Source organism: Bradyrhizobium sp. C9 (assembly GCF_002532045.1).
Classification (GTDB): Bacteria; Pseudomonadota; Alphaproteobacteria; order Rhizobiales; family Xanthobacteraceae; genus Bradyrhizobium.
Map to the genome: position 1 here is coordinate 431,035 of NZ_NWTG01000003.1, position 20,504 is coordinate 451,538.

Annotated in this window: 15 protein-coding genes; 10 read left to right on the forward strand and 5 right to left on the reverse strand. The window is 65.2% G+C overall.

Annotated features, from left to right (window positions below):
• Positions 1-74: 74 nt before the first annotated feature.
• Positions 75-1,577 carry a hypothetical protein gene (locus CO675_RS09705; RefSeq protein WP_245452692.1) on the forward strand — a complete coding sequence of 501 codons (1,503 nt, stop codon included), beginning with the start codon at positions 75-77 and terminating at the stop codon, positions 1,575-1,577.
• 58 nt (positions 1,578-1,635) lie between these two features.
• On the opposite strand, the gene CO675_RS09710 is transcribed toward CO675_RS09705, so the two are convergent.
• Positions 1,636-2,235, reverse strand: coding sequence for a 3-keto-disaccharide hydrolase (locus CO675_RS09710; protein ID WP_097671686.1), 600 nt, complete (start codon positions 2,233-2,235; stop codon positions 1,636-1,638).
• Between the two features lie 219 nt (positions 2,236-2,454).
• Between CO675_RS09710 and CO675_RS09715 the strand changes: the two genes are divergently transcribed.
• Positions 2,455-2,925 carry a cupin domain-containing protein gene (locus CO675_RS09715; RefSeq protein ID WP_245452693.1) on the forward strand — a complete coding sequence of 157 codons (471 nt, stop codon included), beginning with the start codon at positions 2,455-2,457 and terminating at the stop codon, positions 2,923-2,925.
• Between the two features lie 57 nt (positions 2,926-2,982).
• The gene (locus CO675_RS09720) at positions 2,983-3,324 is read left to right on the forward strand and encodes a hypothetical protein (RefSeq protein ID WP_097671687.1); all 342 of its coding nucleotides are present in this window, start codon (positions 2,983-2,985) and stop codon (positions 3,322-3,324) included.
• On the opposite strand, the gene CO675_RS09725 is transcribed toward CO675_RS09720, so the two are convergent.
• Positions 3,298-7,413, reverse strand: a complete 4,116-nt coding sequence (locus tag CO675_RS09725; RefSeq protein ID WP_097671688.1) for a bifunctional diguanylate cyclase/phosphodiesterase — start codon at positions 7,411-7,413, stop codon at positions 3,298-3,300. The two genes, CO675_RS09720 and CO675_RS09725, sit on opposite strands and share 27 nt — an antisense overlap.
• Positions 7,414-7,814: 401 nt before the next feature.
• Here CO675_RS09725 and CO675_RS09730 point away from each other — a divergent pair, with 401 nt between their 5' ends.
• The 4 genes from CO675_RS09730 (at position 7,815) to CO675_RS09745 (ending at position 12,554) form a co-directional block, all read left to right on the forward strand.
• On the forward strand, positions 7,815-8,867 hold the full coding sequence (locus CO675_RS09730; protein ID WP_097671689.1) for an Ldh family oxidoreductase: 1,053 nt from the start codon (positions 7,815-7,817) through the stop codon (positions 8,865-8,867).
• 24 nt (positions 8,868-8,891) lie between these two features.
• The gene (locus tag CO675_RS09735) at positions 8,892-10,256 is read left to right on the forward strand and encodes an LLM class flavin-dependent oxidoreductase (RefSeq protein ID WP_097671690.1); all 1,365 of its coding nucleotides are present in this window, start codon (positions 8,892-8,894) and stop codon (positions 10,254-10,256) included.
• Positions 10,257-10,268: 12 nt separating this feature from the next.
• Entirely contained in the window at positions 10,269-11,054 is a 786-nt protein-coding gene (locus CO675_RS09740) for a fumarylacetoacetate hydrolase family protein (protein WP_097671691.1), read from the forward strand.
• A 315-nt stretch (positions 11,055-11,369) separates the two neighbouring features.
• Entirely contained in the window at positions 11,370-12,554 is a 1,185-nt protein-coding gene (locus CO675_RS09745) for a serine hydrolase domain-containing protein (protein WP_097671692.1), read from the forward strand.
• A gap of 25 nt (positions 12,555-12,579) precedes the next feature.
• Here the strand turns inward: CO675_RS09745 and CO675_RS09750 are convergent, their stop codons facing one another.
• Positions 12,580-13,500 carry a LysR family transcriptional regulator gene (locus CO675_RS09750; protein ID WP_097671693.1) on the reverse strand — a complete coding sequence of 307 codons (921 nt, stop codon included), beginning with the start codon at positions 13,498-13,500 and terminating at the stop codon, positions 12,580-12,582.
• A gap of 186 nt (positions 13,501-13,686) precedes the next feature.
• On the opposite strand from CO675_RS09750, the gene CO675_RS09755 reads away from it, so the two are divergent.
• Together CO675_RS09755 and CO675_RS09760 are read left to right on the forward strand one after the other, a co-directional pair.
• Positions 13,687-14,040: a hypothetical protein gene (locus CO675_RS09755; protein WP_245452694.1), complete on the forward strand. Its 354-nt coding sequence runs from the start codon at positions 13,687-13,689 to the stop codon at positions 14,038-14,040.
• 80 nt (positions 14,041-14,120) lie between these two features.
• Complete coding sequence (locus CO675_RS09760; protein WP_097671695.1) at positions 14,121-14,624, forward strand: DUF8737 domain-containing protein; 504 nt, start codon at positions 14,121-14,123, stop codon at positions 14,622-14,624.
• Between the two features lie 158 nt (positions 14,625-14,782).
• On the opposite strand, the gene CO675_RS09765 is transcribed toward CO675_RS09760, so the two are convergent.
• Positions 14,783-15,238 (reverse strand): Lrp/AsnC family transcriptional regulator, encoded by a 456-nt coding sequence (locus CO675_RS09765; protein WP_097671696.1) that lies wholly within the window; start codon positions 15,236-15,238, stop codon positions 14,783-14,785.
• Between the two features lie 157 nt (positions 15,239-15,395).
• On the opposite strand from CO675_RS09765, the gene CO675_RS09770 reads away from it, so the two are divergent.
• Positions 15,396-19,040: an indolepyruvate ferredoxin oxidoreductase family protein gene (locus tag CO675_RS09770; protein ID WP_097671697.1), complete on the forward strand. Its 3,645-nt coding sequence runs from the start codon at positions 15,396-15,398 to the stop codon at positions 19,038-19,040.
• On the opposite strand, the gene mctP is transcribed toward CO675_RS09770, so the two are convergent.
• A complete protein-coding gene (mctP, locus tag CO675_RS09775; RefSeq protein WP_097671831.1) occupies positions 19,011-20,501 on the reverse strand; it encodes a monocarboxylate uptake permease MctP in 1,491 nt (496 codons plus the stop codon). The two genes, CO675_RS09770 and mctP, sit on opposite strands and share 30 nt — an antisense overlap.
• Positions 20,502-20,504 lie beyond the last annotated feature (3 nt).

Sequence of the window (20,504 nt, forward strand, 5' to 3'; positions counted from 1 at the left end):
TCTTACACAATGCGCGGCTAGATCGGCGATGCGGGTGTGGCACGCCACACATCCGGTCATTTAGGTCAGAGCCTGTGCGAGCAGACATAGCCCCGCGGCCGCTGTTGGCCGGCGACCTCGTTCCTGCGCTCGGCATCGCCGTGGCATCGATCGCTTTCGCGCCGATCATGCAGGCGGCCAATGCAGGGCTCGCGATCGTCGTCGAAAGCCTGATCGGCTGCGCCATCGTGCTCGCGGCGCCGGCTTACGCGCCGTCGATTGCCATCTTCATCATCTTCTTCCAGAACCTGTTCGTCTCGATCCTGTCGTCCTACATCACGACCGAGCAGGAGATGGATTTCGTCAAGGGCTACAATTTCCTGATCTGCGCGGTGATGTGGCTGGTGACGCTGGCACTGTACCTGCTGCGCGAGCGCAAGCACTCGCCCGAGATCGACCGGATCATGCATTGGGGGCTGATGACCCTCGCGGTCGTAGGGGTGTATTTCCTGCTCGGCGCGACACAGGACGCGCATGCGGCCCTCGTCTATCTGCGCAACATCGCATTTCCGCTGTTCCTGTTTCAGCTCTCGCTGCTGACGGCCGCAACCTTCGAGATCCGCATCACGCCGTTCCTGGTGACCGTCGCCACAATGCTGATCGTCTGCGGCTATGTCGAACTGCTGTTTCGCGATTTCTGGCTCGAGATCACCAACGGCTACACGTTCTGGCACTTCGACGAGCTGAAGGCGACCCGCTCCGGAGCCTGGGAAGCCCAGATGCGCCAAACCGGAAATGTCCCGGTGGATCTGATCGACCGCTTCCGTTTCAGCTTTCTCAACAGCCCGCTGTTCGAGGATCTCGGACTGTCGTCGATCCTGCGCATCTTCGGACCGAACATGAGCCCGATCAGTTTCGGCTACGGGATCGCCTTTTCCATCCTGTTCCTGTTTGCGGTCGGATATCGCTGGCTGGCGCTGATCGCGATCCCGTTGCTGATCTTCTGCAGCGTGAAGGGCGCGCTCATCCTGGTCATCTTCGTGGCCCTGGCCTGGACAGCGACCTGGCTGCTCGGCGCCACCATCACCCTTGCCGTCGCGCTGGTCGGACTCGTGGTGTACGCCATCGCCGCGATCCACATCGGGCTCCAGATCGGCGACTTTCACGTGATCGGCTTCATGGGCGGCTGGGATGGATTCCTGCACAATCCGATCGGCCGCGGCCTCGGCGTCGGCGGCAATCTCTCCGAAGGTTACTTCTCGATCGACTGGGACGCCGCGCAAGCGGCCGGCACCATGGACGGCGCGGTGGAGAGCGCCGTCGGGGTCCTGCTCTACCAGATGGGCATCGGCGCAGTGGTGCCGCTCGGCTTCTTCTTTGCGGTGGCGCTGAAGGCCTGGCGCCTCTACGCCTCGTCGGGAATCCTCATCCAGGGGCTCGCTGCGTTCGGCACGATGGTCGTGCTGGTGAACGGCATCTTCCAGGAAGAAGCGCTGTTTGCGCCGCCGGCGCTCGGGTTGTTGCTGTGCCTGACCGGCCTCGTGCTCGGTCATCATTTGCGCACGCGAGGCGACGATCTGACCACCTTCGGCGGATAGCACATGGCACGCGAAAAGCCTGGCCGCAGCGCGACCGGGCTCTCCTCGGCGTGCGTTGTCAGAGCGGCTTGATCTGTACCTTGCGGAACTTGACCACGCCCGAACCGTACTGAAGCGCGATGTAGCCGCTGGCGTGCTTGGAATCCTGTGCGTCGACGGTCTTCTGGCCGTTCAGCGTCACGACGAAATGCGGGCCCTGCGCCGTGATCTCGTAGACGTTCCATTTGCCGGCCGCCTTCGGCATCGGATCGACCTTGCCGACGTCGACGATCGCGCCGGTGCCGTAGGTCGGATCGGGCCGCTTGTCGAAGATGTTGACCTCGTAGCAGACCTTGGAGTCGATCACCTTGTTGCCTTCGCAGCGGATGAAGACGCCGCTGTTGGCGTCCTCGTCGGTCCAGAACTCCGCGCGGATCTGGAAATCCTTGTATTGGGTCTTGCTGACGAGATAGGAGAGATCCTTGCCGTCGAGCTTGTCGGCGACCAGCGCGCCGTCCTTCATGGCCCAATTGGCCTTGCCGACCTCGTCCCAGTCGCCCTTCCTGGAGCTGTCGAGCAGCGTGACCCAGCCGTCATCGCCCGATGCGGCGGTGGAGAATTGCAGCGCGGCCGCACCGATCACGAGTCCCGCCGCCAGTATCGACAGTTGCTTCTTCAAGGTTATCCTCCCGTCTTTTGTTTGGCGCGCAACCTATCATCGTCCGCAGCGTCGTAAATGCGTTTTTCATATTGCAACTGCGTTGTGTCACGACCCGATGCCGCAATCTTGAGAGCAGACATGCGCGAGTGCGTCTTGTCCGGCGCAAGCGAGAACGACTAGCATCACGCGATATACGGGCGCGGCAGTCGCCCGAACGAACTCACTTGGGAGAGTGCGATGACGGCGTCGAACCGGTCCTGGCGATACCTGATGATGTCGCTGGCCCTTGCCGGCACGCTGAGCGTCAGCTCCGCGGCAGAACTCAATCCGGCCGCCGTCACCTACAAGCTGCCGGACCAGATTCCCTGGAGCCCGGTCGACGCGCGCGGCGCGCAGAATGCCGTCGTGGTCGGCGATCCCTCGAAGCCCGGCTTCTACATGGTCTACACCAAATGGACCAAGGGCAATCATTTCAGCCGCCCGCATTTCCACCCGAACGACCGCTACATCGTCGTGCTCAAGGGCACCTGGTGGGTCGGCTCGGGTCCGAAATTCGATCCCGATCACGGCACTGTCGCAATGCCGGCGGGAAGCTTCGTCACCCATTTCGGCAAGCAGGTGCATTGGGACGGCGCCAAGGATGAGGACGCCGTGCTGCTGATCATGGGCGAAGGCCCGGCCACTGCGACCGAGGTGGAACAGAAGTAGCCGCGTTGCGCGAGGCGGGGGCGATGCTATCATCCGGGCGCTGAGGAAGAGCCTTCGATGCATCCCGCCGCCAAGCTGCAATTTGCCCGCATCGCCGACGAGTTCGCGCGATGGCGCGCCATTGCCGAACCGGAACGGCCGCCGGCGCCGGCGTGGTGGTGGGGACCGGCATTCGAGATGCGCGATGCCGCTGAGCCGCTGCCCTCCGCCTTGTCGCGCCGGTTCCGCCTGCCCGACGGGGCGAGCTTTGCGGAGGCGTCGGCGGCGCTGCGCCAGACCCTGGCCGGCCAGGCGATCCCGTCCTGGCCCTATGATTTCTCGCGCGTGATCGCATCCACCGATTCCGACGTCCGCGACCTGCCCGTGCAGCCGTCAGACGACAGCGCGTTTCCGCCCTAGATCCGGCCCGGCGTCGCTGGTCGCCTCGTCGTCCAGCGACGGCTGCAACGGCGGCGACGTCAGCACCGGCGACGTCTTCAACAATTCGGCGAGATCGCGCGGCGGCAGCGGCCGGCTGAACAGGAACCCCTGCATCTCGTCACAGGCATGGGCTCGCAGGAACTCCTGCTGCTCGGAGGTCTCGACGCCCTCGGCCACGATGGTCATGCCGAGCGCCTTGCCCATGCTGATGATCGCCTGCGCGATCGCGACGTCCTCGGAATCGTCAGGCAGGTCGCGCACGAAGGAGCGATCGATCTTGATGGTGTCGATCGGGAACTGCTTCATCAGCGACATCGACGAATAGCCGGTGCCGAAATCGTCGATCGCGAGGCGAATGCCCCGGTGCTGGATCGCGTCGAGCACGCGGACCGCACGCGTCACGTTGCGCATCACCATGCTCTCGGTGACCTCGAGCTGCAGCAGCGCCGGCGACATGCCGCTCGCCGCCAGCGCCTCGTCGATGTCGTCGAGCAGGTTCGGATCGCCGAACTGCCGCGGCGAGAGGTTGACCGCCATCGTCACCGCCTTGAGGCCGCGGTGCTGCCACGCCATGTTCTGCGCGCAGGCTTCCTTCAGCACCCAGCGGCCGATCGGCACGATCAGCCCGATCTCCTCGGCGAGCGGAATGAACTGCCCCGGCGAGACCTTGCCGAGCTCGGGATGGGTCCAGCGCAGCAACGCCTCGACGCCGCTGATCTGTCCGCTCGCCATGTCGACCTTGGGCTGATATTCGAGCGTGAACTGGTCGCGCTCCAGCGCGCGGCGCAGCGCGCTTTCCATCGTCAGGCGCTCGATCGACTGCGCCCTGACCTCGTTGGAGAAGAAGCGAAAACCGTTCTTGCCGTCCTCCTTGGCGAGATACATCGCCATGTCGGCATTCTTGGTGAGCGTCTGAACGTCGGAGCCGTCGGTCGGATAGGTCGCAATGCCGATCGAGGCCGTGGTGTGGCACTCGTGCCCGCTGAGCTGCATCGGCTGGCTGAGCGCGACCAGGAGATCGCCGGCGATGCGCTCGACGTCGTGACGTTCGGCGGTGTCATCCAGGATGACCACGAACTCGTCGCCGCCGAGCCGCGCCACCACGTCGCTCGCGCGCAACGATCCGCGCAGCCGCTCGGCGATCGCCACCAGCAGCATGTCGCCGGCGTCGTGGCCGAGCGAATCGTTGATCACCTTGAAGCGGTCGAGATCGATGAACAGCACGGCGAGCTGCCGGCAATGGCGGTCCGCCGCCGAGATCGCGTGACGCAGCATCTCGTTGAAAGTCTCGCGGTTCGGCAGATTGGTCAGGCTGTCGTGCGAGGCAAGATATTCGATCCGCTCATCGGCCTTGTGCTTCTCGTCGGCACGGTCGAAGCTCTCGAGCGCGAACGCCAGATTGTCGGCGAGCCGCTGCAGCAGCTCGGCGAATTCCGGCGTGAACGTATCCTTCTCGATCGCGACGAAGATCATGACGCCGACGACCGATCCGTTGACGATCAGCGGAAACGAGGCACCGGACTGCGTTCCATCGAGACGAGCGCGCTCATGGAAGGCCGCGGTCTCGGTATCCGCAAAATAGTCGTTGATGATGCAGGCTTTGCCGGACCGGAACGCCCTGCCGCAGGCGCCGCGCCCCTCGGGGTGCGCTTCACTGGTCGAGAGTGTCACCTGGCACGCGCCGTCGGCTGCCGGGCCTGCGATCGCGACGATGCGGAGATAGTCGCTGCCGGGCTGCGCCAGCGCGATGGTGGTCGAGGTGAACTTGCCGCCGGTCGCTGCCGCCTCGCAGACCAGCTGGTAGAGCTCGGCGCGGGACTTCGCCCGCATGATCGCCTCGTTGGTCGCGCTCAGCGCCGCGAACATCCGCGACAGCCGCTCCTTCTGCTCGTCGGCCCGGGCCTTCTCGTCGGCGCGGTCGAAATTGGCCAGCGCAAACGACACGTTTTCGGTGAGCCGCTGCAGCAGCGCCATCATCTCCGGGCTGAAGGTGTTGAACTCGCCGGAGAGGAACACCAGCGCGCCGATCGCCTCGCCGTTCTTGAGCAGCGGCAGGGCTGCGCCGGACTTGCTGCCGCTGTCGCGCACGACCGGATAGACATGCGACTCGGGGCCGAAGTCGCTGAGATAATCGTTGCTGATGCAGGGCCTGCGGGTGCGGATCGCAACGCCGGTCAGCGTTTGTCCTTCCGGGCGCGTCGCATCGGCCGACAACTGGACCTCGCGAGCCCGTACCCTGTCGGGGCCGGAAGCAGCCACGTTCTCCAGGAAGGCTTCACCCGGGCGCACCAGCCTGATCGTGGCCGAGATGAACTGACCGCCGACCGCGGCGGCATCGCAGACCAGATCGAACAGCTCGCCGCGGGATTTCGCCCGCATGATGGCCTCGTTGGTCGCGCTCAGCGCCGCGAACATCCGCCTCAGCCGTTCCTTCTGCTCCTCGGTGCGCGCCTTCTCGTCGGCGCGATCGAAGCTGCCGAGCGCATAGGCGACGTTGTCGGCGAGCCGCTGCAGCAGCTCAGCGAACTCGGCCGAGAAGGTGTTGCGCTTGGCCGAGATGAACAGCATCACGCCGACCGGCTCGTCGTCGACGATCAACGGAAATGCCGCACCCGATCGCGCATCCTCGCGGTCGATGACGTCGCGGAACGGGCTGTTGGCGACGTCGCCGAGAAAATCGTTGTTGACGCAGGCGCGCCGGGAGCGGAATGCCCTGCCGCAAACCCCGCGCCCTTCGGGACGCGCCTCGCTGCGCGAGACATTGAGGCGGCGCGCATTCTCGGCAGTCGGCCCCGCCACCGCCATCATCTCCAGGAAGTCGTCGCCGGGCTTTGCGATCAGGATGCTGGTGGAGTTGAACCCGCCGCCATGCGCCGCCGCCGCGCAGACCAGCTCGAACATCTCGAGCCGCGACCGCGCACGCATGATCGCTTCGTTGGTCGCGCTCAGCGCCGCGAACATCCGCGACAGCCGCTCGCGTTCGGCGTCGGCCTTGGCCTTCTCGGTGGCGCGGCCGAACGTGTCGAGCGCAACCGAGACGTTCTCGGCGATGCCCGCCAGCAGCGCGATGATTTCTTCATCGCGGGCCCAGGAATTGCCGATGAAGAAGATCAGGACGCCGATGCTCCTGCCGAACCGGGTGAGCGGCAGCGCGACACAGGCCATCAGACCGCTCTCGCCCGCTTGCGCCTGCGAGGCACCCGTCGATATCGGAATGTCGTGCTCGATGCACGGCCGTTTGGTCCGGAACGCCTCGCCGCAGATCCCCTTGCCGTAGAGATTGTCCGGATCGGTCGAAAAGCGCGTCTGCGTGATCAGGTCGAGCGCCTCGCCGGTGCCGGCGACGGGTTCCAGCCAGTGCGTGTCGGGCTCGGCCAGCAGCACCACCGTGGCGAAGGATTTTCCGCTGAACACCGCGGCGTCGCACACCCGCTGATAGAGATCGTGCTCGGTCTTGGCGCGAAGGATCGCCTCGTTGGTTGCGCTGATGGCGCCGAACATGCGGTTGAGCCGGCGCATCGCCCGCTCGCCGCTCTTGCGGGACGCCTCATGGTCGAAATTGTCGAGCGCAAAGGACACGTTCGCCGCGATGCGCTCCAGCAGCGACACGATCTCCTCGCCGAGCGAGTCGACCTCGCGCCGGGTCACCATGAAGACGCCGACGCTGCGCCCGTTGCAGACCAGCGGCATCGCCGCCGCCGCACCGACGCCGGCCGCCGCGAGGCCGCTGCGCCACGCCGCCGAACGGGCATCGTTGATGTAGTCGTTGCTGACGCTGGCGCTCTGATCGCGGAACGCGTGGCCGGCGACCCCCTCACCTTCCGGGATGTTGGCGAGGGCGGAGATCCTGATGCTGCGCAGGCGCGCGACATCGTCACCGCAACCGGCGGCGAATGTCAGCCGACCGGTATCCGGCTCCAGCAAAAAGACGGTCGCGGCCAGGAAGCTCCCGCTCGAGAACGCGGCTTCGCAGACCTTTCCGTACAATTCTTCTGGTGATTTCGCGTACAGGATCGCTTCGTTGGTGGCATTCAACGCCGCGAATGTACGTCCGATGCTCGACTGCACGATCCCTGAAGGCCCCAGGGCCATCCCCTTCAATCTGCCGGGGAACATTGCCCGCGAGAGGCCTAAGTGATGGTTAGTGTATCCGGCAAGTTGTGAGACAAAGTAAACGGCTGACGAATCCCGGTGGCCATTTTCCGGGATAATACGGACGCTGTGTACCAGCCTGAGGCGAAGGGTTGCAGGGCGCGGATCGCCGGCCTGGTTGCGCCGCCGGAGCCGCCAAATTCCGCAGCGCGACCGCGCCCGTTCCATTCAGTGAAATCCCGGCCGGGAGCACCCTGCTGGCGGTATGGCGGACCGGATTTTCCGCCCTTGCTCGGCGGGCGGCGCTTTGAGAGCATGAGCCTGACAACAGCAAGCAAGACCCGCGCATCACGCGGGCGAACCGCGAGGAAAATCCCATGCCGATCGTCCAGGCCGACCGTCTCACACGCATCGGCGCGGCGCTGCTCCGGGGCGCCGGCGCATCGGAGGAGGAAGCCAACGCGGTCGCCTCCGGCTGCGTCAACGCCAACCTCGCCGGCCATGACTCCCACGGCGTGATCGCGATCCCGACCTATATCGACCGCATCAAGGCCGGCCATATCGTTCCCGGCGCGAAATGGACCGTGGTGCAGGAGACGCCGACCACGACCGTGATCGACGGTCATTGGGGGTTCGGCTTCCACGTCAACGCCAAGGCGATGGAGATGACCATCAACAAGGCGAAGACCGCCAATGTCGCGGCCTGCACCGTGTTCCGGCAGAGCCATGTCGGCCGGCTGGCACATTACCCGCTGATGGCGATGCGCGAAGGCATGATCGGGATTGCGGCCGCCGATTCCGGCCGCTCGCCGAAACATGTCGCCCCGTTCGGCGGCCGCGAGGCCCGGCTCGGCACCAATCCGCTCTCGATCGCGGTGCCCTCAGACCTCGAGGCGCCGTTCTATCTCGACATGGCGACCTCGGCGGTCGCGGCCGGCAAGATCCAGCTCGCGGTCGCGCGCGGCGAGAGCATCCCGAAGGGCTGGATCATCGATGCCGAAGGGCGCGACACCACCGACCCTGCAGATTACCGCAAGGGCGGCGCGCTGCTGCCGCTCGGCGGCAGCGAAGGCTACAAGGGCTCGGGCCTTGCCGCGATGGTCGAGGTGCTGTGCGGCCTGCTGACCGGCCTCGGCTTCGGCGTCGAGCCGACCGGCCGGCACAACGACGGCTGCTTCATGGCGGTGTTCAATGTCGCCGCGTTCCGCCCGCTCAAGGACTTCAGACGCGAGGTCGCCGATTTCGCCCGCTACCTGAAATCGACGCCGCCCTCGGAAGGGAGCCGCGGCGTGTTCTATCCGGGCGAGGTCGAACATCTGCGCGAAGTCGAACGGCGCAAGAACGGCATCGAGATCGAGGATGCGACTTGGGACAAGCTGAAGGCGCTCGCGGCCGGTTACAAGCTCACCGACGACCTCGATCTTCGCTGACGCATTCAGGTACAGGAGAACGACATGACACGGCAAATGGCGCTGGTCGGCTTTTTGCAGGCGCAGAACTGCACCAACCTGCCGAGCTCCTGGCGTCACCCGGAGTCGCGCGACGATTCGATGTCGGCGGACTACTACCAGGAGATTGCGCGCATCCTGGAGCGCGGTAAGTTCCATATGGCGTTCTTCGACGATCGCCTCGCGATGCCCGATCGCTACGGCAACGATCACGCCCACACCGTCGAGTACGGCATCCGCTGCGTGAAGATGGACCCGATCGTGGTGCTGACCACGATGGGTATGGTCACGACCAAGCTCGGCCTCGCCTCGACCGCGTCCACCACCTATTTCGAACCGTTCGACGTCGCACGCCGCTTTGCCACGCTCGACCTGATGACAAACGGCCGTGCCGCGTGGAACGTGGTGACGTCGGTCAATGACGGCGAAGCGCTCAACATGGGCCGCGAACAGCATCTCGAGCACGATCTCCGCTACGATCGCGCCGACGAGTTCATGGAGGTGGTGCTCGGCCATTGGGACGCCTGGGAAGACGGCTCGCTGGTGATCGACAAGAAAAGCGGCCGGTTCGCCGATCCAACCAAGGTGAAGCGGCTCGACCACAAGGGCGCGTTCTTCACCTCGCGCGGCCCGTTCACAGTGCCGCGCTCGGCGCAGGGCCATCCCGTCGTGATCCAGGCCGGCGCATCCGGCCGCGGCCAGCGCTTTGCGGGACGTTGGGGCGAGGTGATCTTCACCGCGGCGCGTAACCTTGCTAACGCCAAGCAGGGCTATGACGCGATCCGTGGCGAAGCCGCCAAGGCCGGCCGCGATCCCGACCAGATGTTCCTCTGCAACCTGATCACGCCGGTCACCGGCGCGACCAAGGCCGAGGCCGAGGACCGGATGGCCGTGATCCAGAAGCTGCCGCTCGAGATCGATGCGCTGTCGCTGCTCGCCGAAGGCCTCAACTTCGATTTCGGCGCCAAACCGATCGACGAACCGCTGACCACGGAAGAGTTACAGGGCATGCAAGGCATGCTCGGCATCCGCGACGGCGTGCTGCGCACCTCCGGCAAGACCAATCCCTCGACCCGCGACTTCATCACCTTCTCCGGCCGCGGCCAGGTGCAGGATGCGATGGTCGGTGGCCCCAAGGAGATCGCTGACCGGCTGGAGGAAATGTTCGAAGGCCGTGGCTGCGACGGCTTCGTCATCGCCGCGAGCTATGTGCCGGGCTCCTATGTCGACTTCGTCGATCACGTGGTGCCCGAGTTGCAGAAGCGCGGCCTGTTCCACAAGGACTACGCCGGCACGACGCTGCGCGAGAATCTCGGGCTGAAGCGCCCGGCTGCCGGCGCCTGGAAGACCGGCGCGCAGGCTGCGGAATAGAAGGACATCATCATGCGCTGGCTGAAATTCACCGCCGCGGGCACCACGTCTTGGGGCCTCGTCGAGGGCGACACCGTCATCACCGTGAACGGCGATCCGTTCGGGGAATGGAGCAAGACGGCGAAGACCCACGCCCTGAAGGACGTCAAGATCGAGCTGCCGCTGATCCCGCGTACCTTCTACTGCGTCGGGCTGAACTATCTGAAGCACCTCAAGGAAGCCGCCGACAAGGCCGGCACGGTGCCGAACGTGCCTGATCGTCCCGAAATCGGCTACCGCGCGCAGAACGCGCTGATCGCCCATGACGAGAACGTCGTGATCCCCGCGAGCGCGACCGAGAAGATCCATTACGAGGGCGAACTGGTCGTCGTGATCGGCAAGAAAGCCAAGCACCTCACCGAAGCCAACGCGCTGGACTGCGTATTCGGCTACACGATCGGCAACGACGTCTCCGAGCGCAACTGGCAGAAGGCCGACCGCGGGCTGTGGCGGTCCAAGAACGCCGACACCTTCAAGCCGATGGGCCCGTGGATCGAGACCGATGTCGATCTCGACCGCATGGAGACCGCGATCCGCGTCAACGGCAAGGAGACCGGCCGCTTCCGTACCAACGAGATGATCTTCGGCATCGTGCCCTTCCTCGTCGAGCTTTCGAAATATTTCACGCTGTCGCCCGGCGACGTGATCTGGATGGGCACCGACGGCGCCTCGCCGGACCTGAAGGACGGCGACGTGGTGGAGATCGACATCACCGGGATCGGGACATTGCGGAACCGGTTCGTGAGGGAGAAGGTGTGAGGGTGTGCCTACGCTCGCGCCTCATTCTCGATGTCGTCCCGGCGCAGGCCGGGACCCATACTCCGCAGCGGAAGTTGGGAACGGGACTCGTCGTTTCAGCGTAGCGTAACAATAACCATCGGTGGTTATAGGTCCCGGCCTGCGCCGGGACGACAGCGAGTGTGTTGCACGGCGTGTGAGTCACACATTCGCATTCTCGCAACATTGCCTATCGGGCCATCGTGACGTCATCACACAGCCACTTTCGTAACGTGACAGAAGCTGGAGAACCGCAATACCGTGCGGGCCGTTAGCTCCAGCACAGGCAAGACAACCATGCCGCTTTCACGCCGAACGTTGCTCCAGGGCACGCTGCTAACAGCCGCAGGGATCGCCAGCAGGCAATCGCCGGCGCTTGCCGACCCGCCCGCGGAGCTGCCGACATCGGAGCAACGCAAGCAGATGGCGGGCCTCGCCGCCGACTTCATGAAAGAGTACGACGTCCCCGGTCTTTCCATCGCGGTTTCGATCAAGGGAAAGCCGGCTTATGTGGAGGCGTTCGGCGTTGCGGACCGGGAGAGCGGCGAAGCACTGACGCCGCAGCACCGCTTCCGCATCGCGAGCATATCGAAGCCGGTGACCTCGACCGGCATCTTCACCCTCGTCGAAGCGGGCAAACTGCGGCTCGGCGACTACGTGTTCGGCGCAAGCTCCATTCTCGGCAAGGACTACCCGACGACGCCAACCTTGCAAAGTCTGATGCCGTCAGGCTCATCCCGCTCGCTCGTCGAGCAGATCACGATCGAGCATCTGTTGACCCACACCACCGGGACCTGGGGCAACCAGTCCCGCGACCCGATGTTCATGAACCAGGACATGAACCATCGCGAGCTGATCAACTGGACGCTGGAGCACATGCCGCTCACCAGTCCACCGGGCCAGTCCTATGCCTATTCGAACTTCGGCTATTGCATCCTCGGGCGCGTGATCGAGAAGCTCAGCGGCCGCAGCTATGAGCAGTATGTCAAGGACGCGGTCCTGAAGCGATGCGGCATCACCGACATGCAGATCGCCGGCAACACGCTGCGCGAGCGGGCAAGCAACGAGGTGAAATATTACAGCCAAACCGGCGGCGATCCGTACCGGATGAACGTCGCCCGAATGGATTCGCACGGCGGCTGGATTGCGACACCGAGCGATCTGACGACGCTGTTCGTCCATATCGACGGCTTCAAGGACAGCGAACAGCTACTCACCGACGACAGCCTCCGCGTCATGAGCACGCCAAGCGCCGTCAACCCCCGTTATGCCAAGGGCCTCTTCATCACCGCCAACAACAATTGGTGGCACAGCGGCCTGCTCGACGGAACGACGACGATCTCGGTCCGGACCGATGGAGACTTCTGCTGGTCCGCGTTCACCAATACCAGGTCGCGCGACGGCATGGCCCGCGCCCTCGACCTTCTGGTCTGGCACATGGTCAAGACGGTGCCGGACTGGCAACCGCAGAAGCGGGCGTAGGCCTCGCCGTCATTCCGGGCCGAGCTCAGGGCGCCGCCGCCGACCTGTTCTTCACATGATCGATGAAGGCCCGCAGCTTCGGCATGATCTGGCGGTGGCCGGGATAGTAGAGAAATACGCCGGGCGTCGTCGTCGCGAACGGCTCCAGCACGCGGACCAGCTTCTTCTCTTTCACCGCGCCGGCGACCAGCGGCGCGGGGACTTGCGCAAGGCCCACACCTTCGATGGCCGCGCCGACCAGCGTCGGGAAGTCGTGGCCGATGAAGGAGCCAGAGACGGCGAGTTCGATCGAACGGCCGTTGTCGTTCAGCGACCACGGCGCCAGCCCACCGTTCGATCGCCGCAGCCTGAGGCACGTGTGCTCGCGCAGATCGTCCGGACGCTTGGGCCGGCCGCGGCGCGCGAGATAGTCCGGGCTGCCGACGATTGCGAACGGGAACGGTTTGGTCAGACGCACCGCGACCATGTCGGGGTTGATGAATTGGCCCATCCGGATGCCGGCATCGAAACCGCCGGCCGCGAGGTCGACCAGCTCCTCGCTGGCGGCGAGCTCGACCTCGATCTCGGGATAGGCCTTGCAGAATGACGCGATCAGCGGCTCCAGCAGGATCGGCACCACCGAGCGCGGCACGGTGAGACGCAACAGCCCGGCAGGCTTCTGCCCGAGCTCGCGCGCCGCGCCGCTCGCGGCGATCAGCTCCTCGAACGCGGGCCTGGCGCGCGTCAGGAAGCGTTCGCCAGCCTCGGTGAGGCCGACGCTGCGGGTGGTGCGGATGAACAGCGCGGCGCCGAGGCGGGCCTCCAGCGCGCGCACGGCCTGGCTGATCGCCGACGGCGTCACGCCGAGCTCGGTCGCCGCGCGACGAAAGCTGCGGTGCTGGGCGACGGCCAGGAACGCCTCGACGCCGTCGAGCGCCCCTTGCCTGACTGTGAAGCTCTGCTTCATGGCCCGTCAACATTATCGCGAATAGTCGCGCGCGGGAAGCCGCCCTACATCGGAGCCACAGGCCGCGCCACGTGCGCTGCTCCACCCGACATCACGACGGCAGTCGTGAACGGAGACCTGCGACCGATGAAAACAGTCCGTCACACCCTCCTTGCCCTCACCCTCACTTCGACAGGCTTAACCTCCATGACCGCTCCCTCTCTTGCTCAGGCCCAAACACAGGCCCAAGCCCCCTCCACCATCACCACCGGCGTGATGGTCATTCTGACCGTCAAGCAAGGCGTCACCCGCGAACAGGTGATGGCCGTGATGCCGGATGAAATCCGCCAGACCGTGCAGCTCTATCTCAACGGCAAGGTTCGCGAATGGTATTCGCGATCCGACGGGCGCGGTGTCGTCTTCCTGCTCGACGCCAAGGATACATCCGAGGCGCACGCGATCATGGAGGGGCTGCCGTTGTCCAAGCTCGACATCATGGACCACGACTACATCGCGGTCGGCCCGCTGCTGCCGCTGCGCCTGCTGCTCGGCAAGCCTTGAGCATCAAGCCCTGAGCGCCTCGCCGAAGTCGGACCCGATCGCTAGGTCCGGCCGGATCGACAGTCAGACAGGAGCCGACCGTGCCAGTCAGTCTCAACATTCCATTCCTGCTCAGCGTCGCCGGAGCATTTCTGACGAGTACGGTGGTGGCCGTCACCTACGTCTGGCCCGCACTCCGCACAATGCCGCGGCATAATGCGCTCCGGCTGCTTGCGGCTTTCCATGCCTTTCGGTTTCTCGGGATGAACTTCTTGGTCATCGGCTTCGTCTCGCCGGAGGTGAACCCGGTATTTGCCGGGGCGGTCGGCTGGGGCGATCTGACCGCCGCAGCTCTCGCGCTGCTTGCGATGGCGGCACTGTCGTGGCGCTGGCCGGCGGCGATTCCGATCGTCTGGTTCTTCAACATCTGGGGCACGCTGGATCTCCTCAACGCCTACTTCATGGGCGCGACCAAGAACGCGGATCCCGGCCTGTTCGGCGCCGGCATCTATATCCCGGCGCTCTACGTGCCGCTGCTGCTGGTCAGTCATGTCATGGTGTTCATGATTCTGATGCGCGCCAAGTGGGCGGAACAAGCACAATGACCCGTCATCCTGAGGTGCGAGCGGAGCGAGCCTCGAAGGATGCACCGCCCGGCCGGTGGCCGTTCGCCCTTCGAGACGGCCGCTACGCGGCCTCCTCAGGGTGACGGAGGAGAAACTGAGCGCGCGGCTCCGTCGTCGTCTTCGCGACGGCATCTCCATCAAAACGGCAGCGCAACGCCGGTCTTGATCTCCTTCAGGATCACGTTGGTGCGGACGTGGCGGATGCCGGGAATCCGGAACATGAACTCGTCGAGGAATCTATTGTAGGCGTCCATGTCGCGCACGACGACGCGCAGATGATAGTCGGCATCGCCTGTTGTCGCGAAGCATTCCAGCACCTCGCGGCGCTGCGTTACCCGCGCGACGAACTCGTCGACGAATTTCGTGTCGTGCCGCTCCAGCGAGACGTGCAGGATCGCCGAGGTCGCAAAGCCTGCGCGCTCGCGCGCCACCATCGCCGAATAGCCCGAGATGACGCCGGACTCCTCCAGCGCGCGGACCCGCCGCCAGCACGCCGAGGTCGACATCCCGACGGTTTCCGCAAGCTGCTGGTTGGTGGCGCGGCCGTCCTTCTGCAGTTCGGCGAGAATTTTCTCGTCTTGCTCTTCCACCATGACGTAGCTCCAATTTGGTAGATTCTACCAGAATATGCCATTTGTGGCAATTTACCACCGATTATGGTTCGTCTGCCGAATAGATAGGTAAGACCTACCAACCCCCTCGGGCGTAGCCTTGTCCGGTCAGACATTGCGATTCCCGGAGGGGTCAGTCATGGGCCAGATGCCGCCGCTCGATGCCTACCAGCTGTCCGAGCGCTACAGCCGCGAGCGCGGCCGCGTCTTCCTCACCGGCACGCAGGCGATCGTGCGCATCGCGCTCGATCAGGTGAGGCGCGACCGTGCGAGCGGCCTCAACACCGCGGGCTTCATCTCCGGCTATCGCGGCTCGCCGCTCGGCGGCGTCGATCTCGAACTGTGGAAGATCGGCGAGCGGCTGAAGGAGAGCCGCATCGAATTCCTGCCCGCGGTCAACGAAGACCTCGCGGCGACCGCCGTGCTCGGCTCGCAGCAGGTCGAGACGCAACGGGACCGCGAGGTCGATGGCGTGTTCGGGCTATGGTACGGTAAGGGCCCGGGCGTCGATCGCTCCGGCGATGCGCTGAAGCACGGCAATGCCTATGGCTCCTCGCCGCATGGCGGCGTGCTGGTCGTGGCCGGCGACGACCATGGCTGCGTCTCGTCGTCGATGCCGCATCAATCCGATGTCGCCTTCATGAGCTGGTTCATGCCGACGCTGCATCCGGCCGATGTCGGCGAATATCTCGCGTTCGGCGAATATGGCTATGCGCTCAGCCGATTTTCCGGCATGTGGGTCGGCTTCAAGGCGATCTCGGAGATCGTGGAGTCCGGCGCCTCGGTCGAGCTTGCGCCGCCGCGCGCGTTCGTGCGACCGGATTTCGTGCCGCCGCCCGGCGGGCTGCATTATCGCTGGCCGGATCTGCCGGGCCCACAGATCGAGGAGCGGCTGGAAGCCAAGAAGCACGCTGTCTATGCGTTCGCAAAGGCCAATCCGATCGATCGCCGCATCTACGACATCAGGGATGCGAACTACGGCATCGTCACCACGGGCAAGGCGCATCTCGATTTGATGGAGGCGCTGCGGCTGGTCGGGCTGGACGAGGCCGCGTGCCGCCACCTCGGCATCGACATCTACAAGGTCGGCATGGTGTGGCCGCTCGCACTGCATGATGCGATGGAGTTCGTGAAGGGCAAGCGCGAGATCCTGGTGGTCGAGGAGAAGCGCGGCATCATCGAGAGCCAGTTCAAGGAATATTTCTACGACTATCCCGGCGCCAAGCCGGAGCGGATGGTCGGCAAGCATGACGAAAGCGGCGCGCGGCTGATCTCCTGGACCGGCGAATTGTCGCCACGGATGCTGGCCGACGTGCTGGCGCGGCGGCTCGATCCGATGTTTCCGGAATTGCAGCTCGCTCGCCGCGTCGCGGCGCTCAGGCCCGAGCAGGACCGCACGATCGCGGTGCCTGGCGCGACGCGCACGCCGTATTTCTGCTCGGGCTGTCCGCACAACACATCGACGAAAGTGCCCGAGGGCTCGAAGGCGCTGGCCGGCATCGGCTGCCATTTCATGGCGAGCTGGATGGACCGCGAGACCTCGTCCCTGATCCAGATGGGCGGCGAAGGCGTCAACTGGGCGGCGTCGTCGAAATTCACCGGCAACAGCCACGTGTTCCAGAACCTCGGCGAAGGCACCTATTATCACTCCGGCTCGATGGCGATCCGGCAGGCGATCGCCGCCAAAGCCAACATCACCTACAAGATCCTATTCAATGACGCAGTGGCGATGACCGGCGGCCAGCCGGTGGACGGCCCGGTCAGCGTGCAGGCGATCGCCCACAGCGTCCGCGCCGAGGGCGTCGCGCGGATCGCGCTGGTGTCGGATGATCCCGCGCAGTTCTCGCCGGCGGATTTGCCCATCGGCGTCACCATCCATCCGCGCGAGGAAATGGACGCCGTACAGCGCGAGCTGCGCGAAATATCCGGCGTCACCGTGCTGATCTATCAGCAGACCTGCGCCACCGAGAAGCGGCGGCGACGCAAGCGCGGCACGATCGCAGACCCAGCGCGCTTCGCTTACATCAACGATCTCGTCTGCGAAGGCTGCGGCGACTGCTCGGTCGAATCCAATTGCCTCAGCGTCGAGCCCAAGGAGACGCGGTTCGGCCGCAAGCGCAAGATCAACCTCTCGACCTGCAACAAGGACTTTTCCTGTCTCAACGGCTTCTGCCCGAGTTTTGTCACCATAGAGGGCGGCAAGCGGCGGGCGAAGGGTGCAAGCGCGATCGATCCGCTGGCGCGCGCCGCCGCGCTTGCCGCGCCCGAGCTTGCGGCACTGGACAAACCCTATGATCTGCTGGTCACCGGCGTCGGCGGCACCGGCGTCATCACGGTCGGCGCCCTGATCGCGATGGCCGCGCATCTCGAGGGCCACGGCGTCTCGGTGCTCGACTTCACCGGCTTCGCGCAGAAGTTCGGCCCGGTACTGAGTTTTCTGCGGCTGGCGGCTGAGCCCGCCGCGCTGCACCAGGTGCGGATCGACCAAGGCGCGGCCGACGCGCTGATCGGCTGCGATCTCGTGGTCAGCTCGTCGGCCAAGGCCTCCGGCACCTACCGCAAGGGGATGCGCGCCGCGGTCAACCTCGCGGAGATGCCGACCGGCGACGTGGTTCGCTTTCGCGACGCCGACCTCGCTTCGCCGGTTCGCTTGCGCGCCATCGAGCGGGTGATCGGATCAGGCAACCTCACCGCAATCGACGCCAACGCGCTGGCCGAGCGGCTGCTCGGCGACAGTGTGTATGCCAACATCTTGATGCTCGGCTTCGCCTGGCAGCAGGGCCTGGTGCCGGTGTCGCTGCACGCGCTGATCCGCGCAATTGAACTTAACGGTGTCGCGATCGAGCGCAACAAGCAGGCGCTTGCCTGGGGCCGGCTCGCCTTTGCCGATCCGGATTTTCTGCCGAAGGCCGAGGCCGCGGCGGCCAGTGCGCCCGAGACGCTGGAGCAGATGATCGCGCGGCGCGCTGATTTCCTGCGGGATTATCAGGATGAGGCCTATGCAGCCCGCTACCGGACCACGGTCGAGCGCGTCCGCCGCGCCGAGGCCGCGTTCGGCGCCAACCTCGAAGAAGGTGCGCCCCCTCTCCCGCTTGCGGGGGAGGGTCGGGGTGGGGGTATCTCCACGAGTCACATCGCGGAGACAGCCCCCACCCGTAACGCATCTGGCGATGCGTTACGGCCTCCCCCGCACGCGGGAGAGGCGAAGCGAATCCGTGGCGAGGCCGACCTCCCGCTGACCGATGCCGTCGCCCGGTCGCTGTTCAAACTGATGGCTTACAAGGATGAGTATGAGGTGGCGCGGCTGCACATGCAGTCGGGCTTCCTCGATGAGCTCAAGCGCACCTTCGATGGCGACTTCACGGTGCAGTACCATCTCGCGCCGCCCTTCCTACCGGCGCGGCGGGATGCCCGCGGTCGGCCACGCAAGCGTGCGTTGGGGCAATGGATCCAGACGCCGCTGCGGCTGCTCGCAGGCCTGAAAGGACTGCGCGGCACGGCGTTCGACATATTCGGCTACACCGCTGAGCGGCGCGCCGAGCGCGAGCTGATCACCTGGTACGAGGCGCTGATCGAGACCTTGCTCGGCAGGCTCGATGCCGCGCGGCTGCCCGATCTCACAGCGATTGCAAAGGCGCCGATGGAGATCCGCGGCTACGGGCCGGTGAAGGACGCTGCAATCGAAAAGACCAGGGCGGAGGTGGCGCGGCTGACCGCGCTTCTCACCTCCGCCCCGTCAGACACCAACGACGGCTCAGGCCGCCGCGCCGCGCTTGGCGGGTGAGATCAAGCCGACCACGACGGTCGCAATCACGGCCACCACGATGTTGAGCAAGAGCGCGCCGAGGCCGACATAGAAGGTGTAGCTGGCATCACCGAGCGAGATACTGGCGAGCGGCTTCAGCCCGTTGCTCCATGCCGTGTAGGTGCCCCAGCCGATGCCGACGGCCCAGCCGAGCAGCAGGCCCTCGGCGCGGAACCAGACGGTGAACAGGCCGAACACCAGCGCCGGCAGCGTCTGCACGATCCAGAGGCCGCCGAGCAGTTGCAGGTCGAGCGCATATTGCGTCGGCAGGAACAGGATGAAGGCCAGCGCGCCGACCTTCACCACCAGCGAGGTGATCTTCGCCACGGAGGCCTCACCGGCATGCGAGATGCCAGGATTGACATAGTGCTTCCAGACATTGCGGGTGAACAGATTGGCGGCGCCGATGCTCATCACCGCCGCCGGCACCAGCGCGCCGATCGCGATCGCCGAGAACGCAAAGCCCGCGAACCATTCCGGGAACAGCGTCTTGAACAGCATCGGCACCACGTCGTTCGGCGAGGTCACCTTGATGTTGGCGGCATAGGCCATGTAGCCGAGCAGCGCGATCAGGCCGAGCAGCAGCGTATAGGCCGGCAGCAGGATCGCGTTCTTGCGGATCGTATCCGCCGACTTCGAGGCGAAGATGCCGGTCAGCGTGTGCGGATACATGAAGGCGGCGAGCGCCGAGCCGAGCGCCAGCGTCGCGTAGGGCAGATACTGAGCAGGCTTCAGCGTCAGTCCGGTGGCGCCGCCCTTGGCCGTGAAGGCGTCGTTGGCGGCCGAGAACACCGCACCGTAGCCACCGAGCTTCGAGGGCACCACGACCACGGCCGTCAGCACCACGATGTAGATCATGATGTCCTTGACGAAGGCGATCAGCGCCGGCGCGCGCAGGCCGGAGCTGTAGGTATAGAGCGCGAGGATCACGAAGGCAGCGATGATCGGCAGCTCGCCGGTGAGGCCCATCGCCTTGATCACGACCTCCATGCCGATCAGCTGCAGCGCGATATAGGGCATGGTCGCGACCAGGCCGGTCAGCGCCACCGCGAGCTCGAGCGCGCGCGAGCCATAGGCGCCGTGGACGACATCCGCGGCGGTGACATAGCCGTTGGCATGCGCCTTCTTCCACAGCACCGGCATCACGGCGAATACGAAGGGATAGACAATGATGGTGTAGGGCAGCGCGAAGAAGCCGTAGGCGCCGACCGCATAGACCAGCGCCGGCACCGCGATCACGGTGTAGGCGGTGTAAAAGTCGCCGCCGACCAGGAACCAGGTGATCCAGGTGCCGAACTGGCGGCCGCCGAGGCCCCATTCGTCGAGATGTTCGCTGACCGGGCCGGATTTCCAGCGCGCGGCGAAGAAGCCCATCACGGTGACGAGCGCGAAGAAGAAGATGAAGACGGAGAGCGCCACCCAGGCGATATGATCGGTCATGGC

Excerpts from the sequence above, each read along its gene's own strand:
- CO675_RS09730 (WP_097671689.1), top strand. The coding sequence starts at position 7,815 with ATGCCGATCGTCCAGGCCGACCGTCTCACACGCATCGGCGCGGCGCTG.
- CO675_RS09735 (WP_097671690.1), top strand. The coding sequence starts at position 8,892 with ATGACACGGCAAATGGCGCTGGTCGGCTTTTTGCAGGCGCAGAACTGC.
- mctP (WP_097671831.1), bottom strand. The coding sequence starts at position 20,501 with ATGACCGATCATATCGCCTGGGTGGCGCTCTCCGTCTTCATCTTCTTC.
- CO675_RS09715 (WP_245452693.1), top strand. The coding sequence starts at position 2,455 with ATGACGGCGTCGAACCGGTCCTGGCGATACCTGATGATGTCGCTGGCC.
- CO675_RS09745 (WP_097671692.1), top strand. The coding sequence starts at position 11,370 with ATGCCGCTTTCACGCCGAACGTTGCTCCAGGGCACGCTGCTAACAGCC.
- CO675_RS09755 (WP_245452694.1), top strand. The coding sequence starts at position 13,687 with ATGACCGCTCCCTCTCTTGCTCAGGCCCAAACACAGGCCCAAGCCCCC.
- CO675_RS09770 (WP_097671697.1), top strand. The coding sequence starts at position 15,396 with ATGGGCCAGATGCCGCCGCTCGATGCCTACCAGCTGTCCGAGCGCTAC.
- CO675_RS09740 (WP_097671691.1), top strand. The coding sequence starts at position 10,269 with ATGCGCTGGCTGAAATTCACCGCCGCGGGCACCACGTCTTGGGGCCTC.
- CO675_RS09765 (WP_097671696.1), bottom strand. The coding sequence starts at position 15,238 with ATGGTGGAAGAGCAAGACGAGAAAATTCTCGCCGAACTGCAGAAGGAC.
- CO675_RS09720 (WP_097671687.1), top strand. The coding sequence starts at position 2,983 with ATGCATCCCGCCGCCAAGCTGCAATTTGCCCGCATCGCCGACGAGTTC.
- CO675_RS09750 (WP_097671693.1), bottom strand. The coding sequence starts at position 13,500 with ATGAAGCAGAGCTTCACAGTCAGGCAAGGGGCGCTCGACGGCGTCGAG.